Below are 15,578 nucleotides of genomic sequence, written 5' to 3' on the forward strand. Positions count from 1 at the left end.
GCGCCGGCTGTACGGGGACCGTCAATGACCGTTACGCCAAGGAAGGACCGGCTCTCTCCGCCATTGATGCTGGCCTTTCGTGCGGCTCATGACGCTCGCGATGCCCGCAAACCACTCGAACTGCGCGATCAGTTCGGTGAGCGAGTGATAGCGGGACGGCGCAGCGCTGGTCGTTTCCCGATCTCGGAGACGCTGCTGAGGCGCGAGGTTTCGCAGGACGTCGAAACACTCCTCAATACCATTGCCCTCGAATCGACGCTTGACCTGACCGGTCGCGGCTGCGTCCGCACCTCGATCCTGAACTATGGTTTCCCCGATATCGCGAACCGTTCGATCGACGAAGTCACCGACGAGGAGCTCAGCGATGCCCTGCGCATGTCGCTCACGACCTACGAGCCGAGACTCGATCGCAAGTCCATCCGGGTGCGGCGCGACACCTCCGTGGGCCCCGAGCAGCTCAAGCTGCGCTTTGTCGTGCATTCCGATCTGAAGTGCGAACCGCTCAACGTGCCCGTGGAATTCGTCGCAGACGTCGACCTCGACAGCGGCGATATACAGATCAACCGATTATAGCATGAACCGCGAATTCCTCGACTTCTACAATCGTGAACTGTCGCTGCTGTACGAGCACGCGGAAGGTTTTGCCGAGGAATATCCTGGTATCGCCGAGCGCCTCGGCGGTCTGGTCCGCGACCGCTCGGATCCGATGATCTCAGGCCTGCTGGAGGGCGCTGCATTTCTCGCCGCTCGTGTCCAGCTCAAGCTCAAGCACGAGTTTCCGGAATTCACCGCGAACCTGCTTGAGCAGTTGGTTCCGAATTATCTCGCGCCGACTCCGTCCGCCATGCTGGTCAAGATTCAGCCGACCTACGCCGATCCGGCGTTGCGCGACGGCAAGAAGATCGCGCGGGGCGCCTATTTCGACGCGAACTATCGCGAAAGGGAACGGAGCCTCGCCTGCCGATTCCGGCTTTGCCGCGATATCGTGCTTTGGCCTTTTGACGTCACCGGCGCCGAATATTTCGCGACCGCGGGCGCGTTGCAGGCCCTCGGAATTCCAGTCGGCGGAGAAGTTATCGCCGGGCTCAGGCTCTCCTTGACGCACCGTACCGCCGCGCGGCTCGACGAGGAGCCGGCGGACGCCGAGACTCGCAACAAGCCGGAGACCTGGTTCGCCGGCTGCCGCACCAGCGAACTGCCCATCTACCTGACCGGCGCCGAGTCGGATGCCATCGCACTTTACGAACAACTGACCTCGAATTGCGTCGGGCTCTATTTTCGCTATCTCGACGATTTCGGCGATCCGGTCGTCATCCGGGCTCCGAACGACTGTGTGCAGCAGGTCGGCTTCAGCGAGAACGAATCCCTGTTTCCGAACGACAACCGGGTCTTTCGCGGCTCGGAGCTATTACGGGAATATTTCGTGTTTCCGCGCAAGTTCCTTGGCGTCAATCTGACGCAGCTTCGCGTTGTGATGCCGCGGTTACGCAGCAAATCCATCGATATCGTCTTCGCGTTCGATGAGCACAACTCGCGTCTCGCCGCCTCGGTCCGGGCGGATACGTTCAGTCTCTACACCGCCCCGGCGATCAACCTGTTCGAGAAGACCAGCGATCGCATCCCGATCAAGTCGAATACCTACGAATACCACGTGGTGCCCGACCGAAGCCGCTATCTCGAATATGAGCCGCACCAGGTGCTGGAGGTTTACGCGCACTTTCCGGCGGAAAAGGACAAGCGCCGCGTGCGTCCGTTGTACTCCGCCGCCGTCGACCGGACGGCCGGATCGGTCGAGGGACTTTATTATACGGTTCGTCGGCTGCCTCGGCGGCGCACCGTCGAAGAGAAGACCTATGGCGCGGCCTCGGACTATACCGGGACGGACATGTTCCTCTCGCTGCTCGAGCCCGGCGACCCGAGCGGCGACGGATCCGCCGCCGAGCTGAGCGTCCGCGCGCTGTGCTCCAACCGGCATCTCACGGAGCATCTGCCGGTCGGCCAGGGCGGAGCCGACTTTCGCCTGCTGGACGACACCTCGCTTGAGCTGATGTGCATCGCCGGCCCCACCCGACCACGCGAGCCGGTGGTGGCGCAGTTGCGCAGCCGCAGCGAAATCGCCAATAGCGGCGTCGTCAGCTGGCGCCTGATCAACATGCTGAGTTTGAACTATCTCGGCCTCGTGGAGCGTAGCGGCGGCAAGAACGCCGGAGCACTGCGGGAGATGCTGTCCTTATTCGCCGACCAGTTCGACGATGCGACGGAACGAAAGATTCGTGGCGTGCGCAGCGTCGAGAGCAGGCCCGTGGTGCGGCGGGTGCGTGAGCGTACCGGCAGTGGCGCAGCGCGCGGCCTGGAGATCACGGTCACTCTTGACGAGAAGGCATTCGAAGGCAGCGGCGTGTTCCTGCTCGGGGCTGTGCTGGAACGCTTCTTCGCCGACTATTCGGGCTTCAACACCTTCACCCAGACCGTCATCTCGACTCCGGAGCGCGGCGAGATCATGCGTTGGCCGGCCCGCATGGGCACCCGGAGGCCGCTGTGACGCTGATCGACCAGATGAAGGCCGAACCCTGGCGGTTCGATTTCTTTCAGACGCTCCGCCAGCTCGAGCGATGCAATCCGGATCGGCCGCGGATCGGCGACAGTGCAGCGCGTCGCGAGGAGTTTGTCGACCTCGGTCAGACCCCCTATCTGGAATTTCCCGCCTCCAATCTGAGCTCGGTCGACGATCGTGATGGCAGGCTCAAAATTCTGGTCAAATTCCTCGGCCTGCTCGGACCGCAGGGCGCGCTGCCGCTGGCCACCACCGACGAGAGCGTCGGCTGGCAGTTGATGCGGGACGACGCTTTCCCCCGCTTTCTCGATCTGCTGAATGGACGCTTTCTGCAGTTGTTCTTTCGGGCCTGGGCAGACGCACGGCCGATCGCCCAGCACGATCGGCCATCCGACGACCGCTTCATCGCCTATGTCGGCTCCTTTGCCGGCCTCGGCTCCGATATTTTTGCCAATCGGGATACCGTGCCTGACATGGCGAAGCTGAGCTTCGCCGGGCTGGTTTCACCCAGAGCGAAATCCGCATCACGACTGGCGCGGCTGCTGCAAGGGCTGTTCGATGTCAGGGTCGAGATCGACGAGTTCGTTGGCACATGGCTCCCATTCGACCCAAGCCATTGCAGCCGGCTCGGCGGGACGCACGCCAAGCTGGGTCACGACGCGCTCCTGGGCTCGCGTGTGTTCAGTGTCGAAGACAAGATCAGGGTTCGCGTGTTCGTGAAGGATTTTGCTCAATACGAGCAGTTCCTGCCCACCGAAGCGCCGAACCTGTCCGAGCCCCTGGCTGACGCCGTCTACTTCTACATCGGCGACGAACTCGAGTGGGAGGTGGAACTTGCCATTCCGGCGGGAGCGGTTGTCCCGATGAAGCTGGGGCAGAGCGGACGCCTCGGATGGACCAGCTGGGTTTCGCCGAACTGGGCCTCGACTGAGGAATATCGGCGCGATGCACGCTTTCACCTTGCCGAGCGTCTCAGAGCCCGGCGCAACGCTGCGACTGATCAGCAGCCGATTTGAACCTAAGCATCGCTCCGATTGTCCTAACATCATGGGAATTCGAGCCGATTTCCGCGACGACCCGGCATCGTCCGGGATTGAGCAGGAGGCGCCATCGTGACCGATATCAGCCTTGAGGCCGTGACTGGCAAACTGAACCGGGCCGGCTACGATGCCTTCATACAGGCCCTGCGCCACGCCAAGAGCGTCAGCAACCGTAATGTGGAGCTTGCGCACTGGCTGTTTCACATCCTGCAACAGGAGCGGACCGACCTCAGCCTATCGGTGGATCACTACAAGCTCGACCGCGCGCGGCTGCTGTCGGACCTCGCGGGCGTCATCAACGGTTTCCGCAAGAACGAAACCGACATGCCGGGCGTCGCCAATTCGGTCATCGATATTCTCGACCGTGGCTGGCACTATGCCACGTTGTTCTTCGGCGAGACCCAGATCCGCACCGGACATCTCCTGGTCGCCGGATTGAAATCGAACGAGATCCGTCGTGCGCTCAACAACATCTCGCAGGAATTCGCCAAGATAAATGTCGACGCATTGGCTGCGGAGCACCGCGCCATCTGGGCAGGCTCCGAGGAGGAGACCATGCGTCCGATGGACGGCTCCGGATTGGCCGGTGCCGGTACTGACGGTACGGACCGGGCGAATCCCAAGGGGACGACGCCGCTCGACCGGTTCTCCCAGGATCTGACCGCCAAGGCCAGATCGGGCCAGATGGACCCGATCCTCGGCCGAGACGACGAAATCCGCCAATTGATCGACGTGCTGATGCGCCGGCGGCAAAACAATCCGATCCTCACCGGCGAGGCCGGCGTCGGCAAGACTGCCGTGGTCGAGGGATTTGCCCAGCGCATTGCCGCCGGCGAGGTGCCGCCGCCGCTGCGCAACGTCAGGCTCTGCGCGCTGGATATCGGCCTGATGCAGGCCGGTGCCTCGATGAAGGGCGAGTTCGAGCAGCGCCTGCGCTCGGTGATCGACGAGGTACAGAACTCGCCTACCCCGATTATCCTGTTCATCGACGAAGCGCACACGCTGATCGGGGCCGGTGGCGCCGCCGGCACCGGCGACGCGGCCAATCTCCTCAAGCCTCCCCTCGCCCGCGGCACGCTGCGGACCATCGCCGCCACCACCTGGGCAGAGTATCGCCAGTACATCGAAAAGGACCCCGCACTCACACGGCGCTTTCAGCCGATCCAGGTCGATGAGCCGGATGTCGAGACCTGTTGCATCATGCTGCGCGGTCTCCTGGGCCCGATGGAGAAGCACCACGGCGTTCGCATCTCGGACGCCGCGATCGTGACCGCGGTCAACCTGTCGCATCGCTACATTCCGTCCCGACAGCTGCCGGACAAGGCGGTCAGCCTGCTGGACACAGCTTCAGCACGGGTAGCCATCAGTCAAAGCGCGACGCCGGCCCTGATCGAGGACGCTCGCGTCGCCATCGCGGCCCGCGAGGCCGAACGATCGGCGCTGGTCAGCGACGGCGATCTCGGGGACGAGAACGGCGAGCGCATCACAGCGATCGACGGCGACATTGCGGCGCTCAAGGCCAAGCTGACCGGCCTGGAGGCCGACTGGGCCAAGGAACAGGAGCTCGTCAAGGATATCCGCAGCATTCGCGAAATCCTCTCCGAGAACGGAGACGAAGATCGAGCCACCAAACGCGTCGAGTTGCGCGGCAAGTTCGAGACACTGGAGGGCATCAATCCGGAAAAGCGGATGATCTATGCCCATGTCGACCAGCAGTCGGTCGCCTCTGTCGTGTCCGACTGGACGGGTATCCCGACCGGCAGAATGATGCGCGACGAAATCGAGACCGTCCTGAAGCTGCCCGAAATTCTCAATCGCCGCGTGCTCGGCCAGTCCCACGGGCTGACGATGATTGCGAAACGAATCGAGACCAGCCGCGCCAAGTTGGACAACCCGTCCAAGCCGATTGGCGTTTTCATGCTGGCCGGACCGTCCGGCGTGGGCAAGACAGAAACCGCCCTCGCGCTTGCCGAAACCCTTTATGGCGGCGAGCAGAACATGATCACGATCAACATGTCGGAGTTCCAGGAGGCGCATACGGTCTCGACCTTGAAAGGCGCACCTCCGGGTTACGTCGGCTATGGTGAAGGCGGCCGGCTCACCGAAGCGGTCCGGCGCAAGCCCTACAGCGTTATCCTGCTCGACGAGGTGGAGAAGGCCCATCCCGACGTCCATGAGATCTTCTTTCAGGTGTTCGACAAGGGAGTCATGGAGGACGGCAACGGCCGGCGAATCGATTTCAAGAACACATTGATCATTCTGACCACGAACGTCGGCACCGATCTCATCATGAGCCTGGCGCGCGATCCGAAGTATCGCAACGAGCCGGAAGAACTCGCCAGGCTGCTGCGGCCGGAATTGCTGAAGGTGTTCCCTGCCGCATTGCTTGGGCGCATTGTCTCGATCCCCTACTTTCCGCTTTCGGACGAGATGCTTGCCGGCATCGTCAGATTGCAGCTCGACCGGATCGGACAGCGCCTCCGCGATAATCACAAGGCTGCCTTCGGCTACGACGATGCAGTCGTCGAGCACATCGTATCCCGTTGCAACGATCCGGACTCCGGCGGGCGGATGATCGATAACATCATCACCAACACGCTGTTGCCCGAACTGTCGCGCGAATTCCTGAGCAAGTCTCTCGCCAAGGAGGAGGTCAAGCAGACGCGCGTCTCGATCGTGAACGACAAGTTTGCATATTCGTGGAACTGACTGCGATGAACATCCAGACCGAGCACCGCCAGCCGACCACCGGCACCACACCATACGATGAGGTGTATTATCCCGGGCATGTCTACGGGCTCACCCACCCGAACCATCTGGCGACGATCGCTGCGGTCTACGGCCTGCAGCCGGCTCCGGTCGAGCGCTGCCGGGTCCTGGAGCTCGGCTGCGGCGTTGGCGGCAATCTGTTGCCGATGGCTTTTCAATATCCGGACAGCGAGTTCATCGGTATCGACCTGAGCGGCGTTACGATCGAACGCGGACAGCAGAACATCGCCGCATTGGGCTTGAGCAACATCAGGCTTCTGCATTGCGACATCATGGATGTCGACGCTGCCTTCGGACAGTTCGACTACATCATCGCCCATGGCGTATATTCATGGGTACCACCGGTCGTGCGCGAGAAGATGATGTCCATCTTCAAACGGAATTTGGCGCCACGGGGGCTCTGCTACGTCAGTTATAACGCGCACCCGTTCTCGCATCTTCGCGACATGGTCCGCGACATGATGCGCTACCACACCCGGCGCATCACCGGGATGAAGGAGAAAGTCGGACAAGCTCGCGCCATCGTGAAATTTCTCAGCGAAGGATCGAAGTCCAGCTCGGTGCACGGTACAGTCATGCGCGACCAGTGCAACCGCGTGCTCAAGGCTCCGGACGAGTTGCTTTTTCACGACGATCTCGATTCTGGCGCGACGGCGTTCCTGCTGCACGAAGTCGTCGAAGACGCCGGCCGACATGGGCTGCAATATCTGAGCGACGCCGATTTCTCACGACGCTATCTTGCCGGTTACACCGAAGAGGTCCGCGCCACGCTGCAGCGCTTTCCCGAAAGCGAGTTCATGGCGCGCGATCAGTATCAGGACTTCATCGACGGCAACGGGTTTCGGCGTACGTTGCTCTGCCACGAAGGCATCTCCCTTGACCGCAAGGTCGATCTCGACTTCATCACCGCCTTCCATCTGCTGAGCACCACCAGCCCACGTCGCCCCGACGCCTGCCTGACCGACGATTCCGAGATGGAATTTGAAAATCAGGACGGCAGCCGAATCACCGTGACCAATCCGCTCCTGAAGGCGGCACATCTTTGTCTCGGCCGGGCCTGGCCGCGCGCACTCTCGTTCACTGAACTGCTCGATGGCGCCCGGACGCTGCTGGAAGGCCGGCAAACAGCCGATGACCAACGGATATTGACGGAAGCGCTCTATATCCTGGCCTGCAGCGGCGAGGTCTCCTTTCTGAAATCACGGCCGTTTCTCGTGAAAGAAGTCACGGATTGTCCGCAGGCGAGTCTGCTCGCCCGCAGACAGGCGCAGAGCGGCCCGCTGGTCACCAATCTGCTTCACCAGACCGTGCAGTTGGAGGACGACAGGACGCGCCACTTTCTGCAGCTGCTCGACGGCTCCCGGACGATCGAGCAAATCACAACCGAAATGACCGAAACCTTCGGGCCGACCGTCCAGGTCAAGCAAACGAATGATGCCGGGCAGCCCGCCGAGCCGCTGCTGCTGTCAACCCGACAAAGCGTTGACCGTTCGCTGGCGACGGTCGGCAAGCTGGGTTTGCTGGTAGCCTGAGGCATTCAACGGTCGACCTTAGCAAAGACGGGCGGCAAGGAGCCGGCCCGTCATTCTGCGGAGCGCACACAGTCTCAGCGATCAGCCGTCGTGGGTGTATTGTTGGCCGAGCAGCCATCCGGTGAGAATGCCGCCGGGTCCGCTGGCATAGACCGCACTAAGGCCGACACCGGCGCGCAGCATCTGCCATTCATGGTCGCCGACCCAGGGAATGCCGGGATCACCCTTCTGATATTGCGACAGCAACGTTCGGGCGACCTCCGCGGCATTGGCGTAGATCGGGCCGTTCGCCCAGCGGGGTCGCGGCAGGCCTGTCATGCGGCAGTAGAGCGCGGTACAGACATAGGCGGACGCCTCCTCCGCATTGCCGTCGAGGCCGGTACGCAGCAGATCGTAAGCCGCATGCAAGGCCTCGTGGACGATATAGGCTTCGTCCATTCGCCCCGTCGCCGACACGACCTCCAGCGTATTCGCCGCGACGACCGTACCGTCCGCCCGGGTCCGCGCGACGTCGTTATATTGTGCCGCAACATTTGCCGCGAGGTCCGTCGGAACTCTGACGCTGACCTGTCCCAACCGGATCGCGCGAGCGACGTGATGGAACGTTTGCGGTGCAATCGTCACGTGGCTGCCACGGATCGGAAACCGGAAGCGAATGCGCGCGACCGCCGGGCCATTGAGTACGTCTAGCACCCTGCTCCGAAGTGACATCGGATCGTCCTTGCTGTTGACACTGCTCCACGAATGGTGGTCGGCGTTTCCGGTTGGGAGGTTCAGTTGAACCCGGCACCGCCCGGACCAGACAAATCGGAGACTGGCTTTCACTCGGAGGGCAGCTCCGTGACGACCACCGACCCGACCACAACCGACACTTACCGCAAGATCGCGGCGCGGCTGACCATGCTCCGGCCGCAGATCGATCTGTCGAAATATTTCGCGGGGCCGAATCCCAATGTCCGCCTCTATGACGAAAAGGCCTATATCCGACGCCAATTGGAGAAATATGGCGTCGCGGCCGCGACGAGCACGCTCGACGGCGTCACGTTCCTGCCCAAGGACTGGGAAGACCTGATCAAGACGCTGCGCATTGCCAAGACGTCCGACGGATTCGACGCCTTCGCCGAAGGCAAAAGCCCGGAGAAGCCGTCGCATTGGGCCCTTGATCTGTCGATGGCAGCCACAATCGGCAAGGGATTCCGGGAGATCTGGCGCCCAAAGCTATCCGACCGGCCGCTTTCGACGCGAGACCTTCCGGGCCGGCACGGCTTCGGGCTCGGGCGCGGCCGAGGGCAATGGAGCGACGGCTATAGTGCGCAGTTCGGCAAGGACCCGGCGCCGCAAGACATCACGTCGCTGCATTTCGCGGTAGCGCCGGACCGGGTCAATGTTCACATCGACGAGACCGGCTTCGTGTTCGAGGGCGCAGACGGCGCCCTCACGGTCGGACCGAATTTCGGACACCACGCCGTCAATGAACTGTTCTGGAAGAGCAATCCTCACCTGCCGCGCTGGGCGATCGATCACATCGACCTGATCCTGCCGAACAGCGCCAATGATTTTTCGCGATTTGGCGTTTCGGTCGACCTGTATCAACGCAAGGACCTGCGCGTCACCGTCACCGGCTCCTGTGGAATTTTCGGGGGATTCGAGTGCTCGGGAACGTTAAGCGTCAGTGGGACGCACGATCTGCTTGGCTCCAAGCCGAAAGGCGCGCGCTGACGATCGCATGTCTGCGATCGAGGGTGCGGCAGAGCCGCTTGAACCGGCGCTTCAGCAGACGCGACTGAGGGATAGGCTCGCCGACGCAAAATGCGTCCTACAGTTTATGCCAATGGTGTTGTTGCAATGGCGCCCTTAAAGCCCCCCGTCTGGCTCGATACCAATATTCTTATAGACATACAGAACGGGCAAAGAGCTGCGGCGAGCGCCGCCGAGAAAGCGCTCAGCCGACGCTTTGAGAATGAAATTCTCAATCTGGCCAAGGACGGTCACGAGGTCCTGATCTCACCCCGGGTCAAGTTTGAATTTCTAAAGGGAGCGCGCGCTCAGTCCGGGGAAAAATTGCTCACTGACTTGCGGATCGTCGAAGACAAGATGATGACCCAGGTGCCTCGCGCGCAAGTTTGGAAGTGGGGCAACGAGGGTTTGAATCACGGGCTTTCCGCGTTCGATTCCGATGTGGTCGCCCAGGTCAGGGCGGGCGGAGTGGCTCGCGGCATCAAGAATCCGGTGTTGCTGACTAGGGACAGCGGAGGAACGCTCATTGCTATGCGCAGGAGAGGCGTTCAAGCGCTCGACTTCCGGGCACCGGAGGTGAGACTGAAAGTCCCGCGGAACACACCGACCCCGCCAGAGGTCCCGCCGCCGCCGGCAGGCTCCGTCGCTGGCGAAGGATTTTGGAGCGCGGCCAAGGCCGGCTTCAAGGCGGGTTTAAAGGAGGCTTTCAAGGCAGAGAATATCGCTGCGATGATTCCTGATCTGGTCCTTATGGTGGCCGACAAGGTCGCGGCTCGGGAGGCGCTCAAGAACATTCAAGTCAAGTTCATCAAGGAAGGCTTCGCAAAGGGCGTTGCAGCGGGCGTCATGGGTTGGTCCGAGGAGGAGGTTGCATCAAATCTGATGAACCGCATCACCGCGTTCAGAGTTCAAGGTCTGGAAGACCCGGCTGGCATCCTGACGCGCGCGACCATTCTGCAAGTTGCCGAAGCGTACGAAAACTATGCGGTGGTGATTGGATTTCAGTTCAGCTCTGCCAAGGACCTGAAATGGAAGCGCGAGATGGTCGCCAAGGGCTCCAAGATTCTGCATCAGTATGGATATTATTTCGGAACCGATCCGCAGGCGCTATTTGAGTACGAGTTCATCGACAAGCTTGCCTGGACACTTCAGCCGACCACCAACGCGATAGTCGAGCCCGCAATCCGCCACTGAAAACGATCATATTGCTGGTGATTGCTCATGCCGCAATTGAAAGACAAAGTCGGTCGGTTTGCCGCGACGGGTCGCAGCTGCCAGAACTGGAAGCAAGACCAGGAGCTGGTCATCTCGCTGCTCAACAAGATCGCCATTTCCGACGGAGGAGCTGAGACCACGCTCAAACCGCAAATGGTCGTGACGGGTCACGCCAGCGACAGCCTCTACAACTCGATCCTGTACTTCCAGAAAAAGAACTTCCCGGGCACGCCGGACGGCTATATCCGGCCCGGCGGGCCAACCTTCACTCGGCTGGTCGACCTCGCGACCAAGGCAGCCGCCAAGCCTCCTCCTCCAAAGGGTCAATGGGACGGGATCGCGACGCCATCCGTCGATGCCGCACTTCGCAAGGGTCTGCTCGACGATTCCAAGCTAGACTACGCGGAAGTCGTCGACATTATCAGGGCGACCGTCACGGACGGCCTGGTCACCGCATTCGAGCTGGACGACCTGACCACCATTGCAAACACCTCCAGAACGCTTTCTCCGACTTCGAAGAAACTCATCACGCTCTTCGTCGGCGACGAAAAGAAGAAGTGGCTCGGGGTTGGACCGTACGACCTCAACTCGGATCAAAAGAAGCTCGCCGCGGAGATGGTCTGCGATTTCCTCAAGAACACGAGGACCACATTCTTTCCGAAGCTCGACCCGCACCGCGTCGGGATAGGCATTCTCAGGCGAATTGCGAAGCCGAGCCTCATAGATCAGGATCAAGCGAGCATGTGCGGTCCGTCCGCGCTGATGTTCAGCTACGCATCCGACAAGCCAGGGCAATATGCGCGGTTCGCCATCGATCTGTATCAGAAGGGGCAGGCGAACCTCGGCCGCCTGCTGATCAAGCCGGGAAAGGACGTGAAAAACTACACGCCGCCCTACTCGCTGGACCACGTCGATTGGCTGACTTGCGCCTCCATTCGCGACTCCGAAAATTGGTTCCTCGATTTTGACGACACCGGCAGAATAAGCGACGTCGCGGGGATCACCTTGCCGAGCGAAATGGAGCAATGGTTCCGCAAGGCCGGATACCAGGACGTGCGCGAGGAGACCAATCTGAAATTCAGCAAAGGCCTCGACAGCGTCAACGAAGCCAACGCCCTGCTCGCCAGTGGATACCGCGTATGCCTGTTCATAAGCGCCAACATGATCGAATATGACGACCAGTCGGATGAAGGCTCGGTGTTGACGCGGCACTGGGTCGTCTTGCGTGACAGGATACAAGTGTCGAGCGGAAACGTGACGACAACGATCTTCACATGGGGCAAAGGAGATTACGCAATCCCGCATCCGGGCAAGGGTGGCGCTCAGAAGCCTCTCTCGATTGGGGACTTCCTTATGAATTATTACGGGTACATTGCTGCCAAAGCGTGAGTGGAGAACGAGCGCTCTCACCACGCGTTGAGGTCGGTGACGAGTTGCTTGTCCAGGGACAGGCTTTCCATGCCGCTGGAAAGCAAAATGCCGCTTCGATTGTGGTGCCCACTGCCGGGAATGTTCCGCTTGTGGTGCAGGAAGTGACCGACCTCGTGCGCCATGACGCCAATGAACGCCTCGCCATAGTCGAACACGGGTGGATTGCCCTGATCGACAACCACGAAGACCTGCTCGTCGGGCAGATATTCCCCAGCCGCCTCGTTATCCATTGCGTCATAGTCGCCGACGAGAAAGCACGTGAGATCGGCGCCGCGCACCTTGAATGGGACGATTTCCTTGCGGAAAACATCCCGCGAGATTTTTGGCCCCAGGGCTTTCTGGACCGTCATCCAAGTCGCCTCTGCCGGGGTGAAAAAGATATTTGCCTGAGCCCCGAACGTCCAGTTCAGCTTGGTGAGGAACCAGGGCACGTCGTCCGGCGTCCATTTCGTGGCGTTGATCAGATTGCCGGATTGATCGAGGTGCCTGAGGAATTTGAACGCGATCGTGAAATCCTTGCGCGGCAGAATGGCGACATCCAACTTGATGCTTGTGCTGCCGCGTACGGCTTTAAGCTCGGGAATGCCTTTATCTTTGGGCGAGACCTTGAGGCCGCGCGCAGGGCCGTCCGGCCGTGCGGTGGCATACAGCGCTGTCCGCAGACGCAGCAACTGGTCGTCGCGCTCCTGGCCTTTTTGCTCCCTGAAGCGGGTCTTGATGTATTCCTGAGCGACACGTTCGACGTCATCGAGCCGCACATCCTCGACCAGCAATCGATTGCGATCATACGACAGGCCAACGTCCTTGCTGTCGCGGAGGCAGACCAGGTTGAAGCCTCCCCGAGGAACGATCATGAAATTTTGCGCAGCGTACACACCCGAATTCTGCAGGAACTGAACGAAGCTCGGCATGGCTCCCCCCACCCCTAATCCGCCGACGGGATCTCGCCCGGTCCATCGCGCCGGGAATATCCATCCGGGATCATCGTGTCCGGTTGAGCGAGCAAGATAGCGGAAATTGGCTTTGCGAGGCAGTTGATTTCGCTTCGTGTCGTGGAGCAGCAAGGACGAATGCCGACTCAAGCCGAGCGCATTTCGAAGAAGATCTTTCCGGCTGCGGGCTTGCGCCCTGAGCTGACCTTCACGCCGTTTGGCCGGCATGGCGGGACCACCGAGGCGAGCACGTCCGGCCCCACAAGAACGCAACTGATGAAGAACGTACGCACACGACGAGGGCCGCCCGATCGAAGCATGCGCGCGGGTCTCGAGAGCGCTATGATGGCGTTGGGTGAAGATCAGGCGGCCCGCTGATCGGAGGGCTCTGCAGCCTGGCGCACAAGCTTCCATTCCCAGGGCAGCAGTTCGTGCAGACGCGAAGTGGGAAGATCGGCGATACGGGCGAGGACGTCGGCGAGCCAGGCCTTGGGATCGACGTCGTTGAGACGACAGGTCGTGATCATCGTCAGCATGATGGCGGCACGGTCGGCACCACGCTGGCTGCCGGCGAAGGTCCAGTTGCGCCTTCCCAGGGCGATGCCTCTCAATGCGCGCTCAGCGCAATTGTTGGTCAAGCAGATCCTGCCATCGTCGAGGAAGCGGGCGAAGTTGTCCCAGCGCCTGAGCATGTAATTCATGGGCTTCAGGACCTCGGACGAGCGAGAGAGGGTTTCGCGCTCACGCAGCAGCCAGGCGTGCATGTCCCCGAGGAGCGGCTTGCTCTTTTCCTGGCGCACGGCGTGCCGCTCGTCGGCGCCGCAGCCGTTAATGGCGCGCTCGATCTCGAACAACGCGTCCAGCCGCTTGACCGCCTCCAGTGCGATCGGGGAGACCGGTTTACCCTTCTTGCCCTCCCGAGCATTTTTCTCGATGTCAGCCAGCTCGAAGAAGCCTCGCCGGGCATGGGCAAAGCAATACGCCGGCGTAATTGGTAGTGTCTTCTTCTGCGGATCGAACAGCGGCTCGAAGCCGTTGTAGCAATCGGCTTGCAGGATGCCGGCGAAGGCGACCAGATGCTTCTGGGGATGCTCGCCTCGTCGGTCACCCGAGGCGTAATAGACCGCCGCAGGCGGCGCAGGCCCGGCAAAGGGCCGATCATCCCGTACATACGTCCAGATCCGTCCGGTCGTGCACTTGCCCTTCGCCAGGATCCGGATGGTAGTGTCATCGCCATGAAGGCGCTCGGCAGCGAGCACATGGCGTTCGATCAGGTGGAAGAGCGGCATGACGGCGAAGGTCCCGTGGCCGACCTGGTCCGCCAGCGTCGACAACGACAGGTCGATCCTCTCGCTCTTGAAGCGCGCGCTTTGGCGGTTGAGCGGGATATGCATGCCGAACTTGTCGAACAGGATGGTCGCCAGCAATTGTGGACCGATGAAGCCGCGCGGCGTGGCATGGAACGGCGCAGGCGCCTGACTGATCGTCTCGCAATCGCGGCAGGTGAACTTCTCGCGTACCGTCTCTATGACCTTGAAGCGGCGCGGGATCTCCTCCAGCGTCTTGGTCACATCCTCGCCGACCTTCGCCAGCCGTGATCCACCGCAGCAGGCGCAGGTCGTTGGAGCTTCAACGACGACGCGCTCGTGTTCGATATCGTCCGGCCAAGGCTTGCGCACCGGCCGCTTACGCGTGAAGGGACGGACGTTCTGCGTCTTCGCCGCCGCCGCCTGAGCGGCAAGCTCATCCTCGCTCGCCGTGGTTACGAGTTCCTCGAGCTCCAACTCCAACTGCTCGAGCAGCCGTGCCGAGCGCTCGGATCGCTGCCCGTGCAGTTCGCGCTTGAGCTTCTCGATCCGCAGCTCAAGATGTGCGATCAGCGCTTCGTTGTCCGACAGCTCCGCCCGCGCACTGGCGGCATCCGCGACGGCGACATCGCGCTCAGCCTGCAACGTCTCTCGCTCGGCCAGCAGCGCAAGGTAGGCGCTCGCGAGGTCAGAAGGAAGATCGTCCGGCTTCGATGTCATGAAGCCATTGAATCAGATCGAGCAGCAGATTCAAATCGTAAAAGCGGCTATCCGACCCGCGTCGGCCGATGGGTTTCTTGAGGGTTACGCCAATCGATTCCGGACAACAGGTAGCTCATCTGAGCCGGCGAGATCGTCACAGCTTCACCCGCAACCGATGGCCAGACGAACTTTCCTCTCTCGAGTCTCTTGGTGAACAGGCATGCTCCCTGGCCATGGTGAGTCGGCCCCGGGAGTTGCACCCGGAGCCGCTCTCCGAACCGTACGTGACGCTCTCACGTCATACGGCTCTCAACAAGTACCGAAGCAGAACTCAACCTCGCCCAATGAGCAAACAGCTT

Annotated in this window: 12 protein-coding genes; 8 read left to right on the top strand and 4 right to left on the bottom strand. The window is 61.3% G+C overall.

Annotated features, from left to right (window positions below; all coding sequences use genetic code 11):
* Positions 1-24 precede the first annotated feature (24 nt).
* The 5 genes from tssE to I6F38_RS11555 all read left to right on the top strand — a co-directional run bounded on the left by tssE (position 25) and on the right by I6F38_RS11555 (position 7,895).
* Positions 25-573, top strand: coding sequence for a type VI secretion system baseplate subunit TssE (tssE, locus tag I6F38_RS11535; RefSeq protein ID WP_141339669.1), 549 nt, complete (start codon positions 25-27; stop codon positions 571-573).
* Between the two features lies 1 nt (position 574).
* Entirely contained in the window at positions 575-2,542 is a 1,968-nt protein-coding gene (gene tssF, locus I6F38_RS11540) for a type VI secretion system baseplate subunit TssF (protein ID WP_225160382.1), read from the top strand.
* The gene (gene tssG / locus I6F38_RS11545) at positions 2,506-3,570 is read left to right on the top strand and encodes a type VI secretion system baseplate subunit TssG (RefSeq protein ID WP_225160383.1); all 1,065 of its coding nucleotides are present in this window, start codon (positions 2,506-2,508) and stop codon (positions 3,568-3,570) included. Before tssF ends, tssG begins: the two co-directional genes overlap by 37 nt.
* A 96-nt stretch (positions 3,571-3,666) precedes the next feature.
* On the top strand, positions 3,667-6,303 hold the full coding sequence (gene tssH, locus I6F38_RS11550) for a type VI secretion system ATPase TssH (RefSeq protein WP_225160384.1): 2,637 nt from the start codon (positions 3,667-3,669) through the stop codon (positions 6,301-6,303).
* A 5-nt stretch (positions 6,304-6,308) separates the two neighbouring features.
* Positions 6,309-7,895, top strand: a complete 1,587-nt coding sequence (locus I6F38_RS11555; protein WP_225160385.1) for a class I SAM-dependent methyltransferase — start codon at positions 6,309-6,311, stop codon at positions 7,893-7,895.
* Between the two features lie 81 nt (positions 7,896-7,976).
* Here the strand turns inward: I6F38_RS11555 and I6F38_RS11560 are convergent, their stop codons facing one another.
* Positions 7,977-8,606, bottom strand: coding sequence for a hypothetical protein (locus I6F38_RS11560; protein WP_225160386.1), 630 nt, complete (start codon positions 8,604-8,606; stop codon positions 7,977-7,979).
* A 129-nt stretch (positions 8,607-8,735) separates the two neighbouring features.
* Between I6F38_RS11560 and I6F38_RS11565 the strand changes: the two genes are divergently transcribed.
* From I6F38_RS11565 to I6F38_RS11575, 3 genes are all read left to right on the top strand, one after another.
* Positions 8,736-9,614: a hypothetical protein gene (locus I6F38_RS11565; RefSeq protein WP_176936858.1), complete on the top strand. Its 879-nt coding sequence runs from the start codon at positions 8,736-8,738 to the stop codon at positions 9,612-9,614.
* 90 nt (positions 9,615-9,704) lie between these two features.
* Positions 9,705-10,826, top strand: a complete 1,122-nt coding sequence (locus I6F38_RS11570) for a hypothetical protein (RefSeq protein ID WP_225160387.1) — start codon at positions 9,705-9,707, stop codon at positions 10,824-10,826.
* Positions 10,827-10,853: 27 nt separating this feature from the next.
* Positions 10,854-12,236, top strand: coding sequence for a hypothetical protein (locus I6F38_RS11575; protein WP_225160388.1), 1,383 nt, complete (start codon positions 10,854-10,856; stop codon positions 12,234-12,236).
* 17 nt (positions 12,237-12,253) lie between these two features.
* Here the strand turns inward: I6F38_RS11575 and I6F38_RS11580 are convergent, their stop codons facing one another.
* The 3 genes from I6F38_RS11580 to tnpB form a co-directional block, all read right to left on the bottom strand.
* A complete protein-coding gene (locus I6F38_RS11580; protein WP_225160389.1) occupies positions 12,254-13,438 on the bottom strand; it encodes a hypothetical protein in 1,185 nt (394 codons plus the stop codon).
* 134 nt (positions 13,439-13,572) lie between these two features.
* Positions 13,573-15,237, bottom strand: coding sequence for an IS66 family transposase (locus tag I6F38_RS11585; protein ID WP_225160390.1), 1,665 nt, complete (start codon positions 15,235-15,237; stop codon positions 13,573-13,575).
* Positions 15,238-15,284: 47 nt separating this feature from the next.
* Positions 15,285-15,479, bottom strand: coding sequence for a transposase (gene tnpB / locus I6F38_RS11590; protein WP_225160391.1), 195 nt, complete (start codon positions 15,477-15,479; stop codon positions 15,285-15,287).
* Positions 15,480-15,578: the final 99 nt, after the last annotated feature.

This window comes from Bradyrhizobium sp. BRP56, from assembly GCF_020194035.1.
GTDB classification, from domain to species: domain Bacteria; phylum Pseudomonadota; class Alphaproteobacteria; order Rhizobiales; family Xanthobacteraceae; genus Bradyrhizobium; species Bradyrhizobium australafricanum.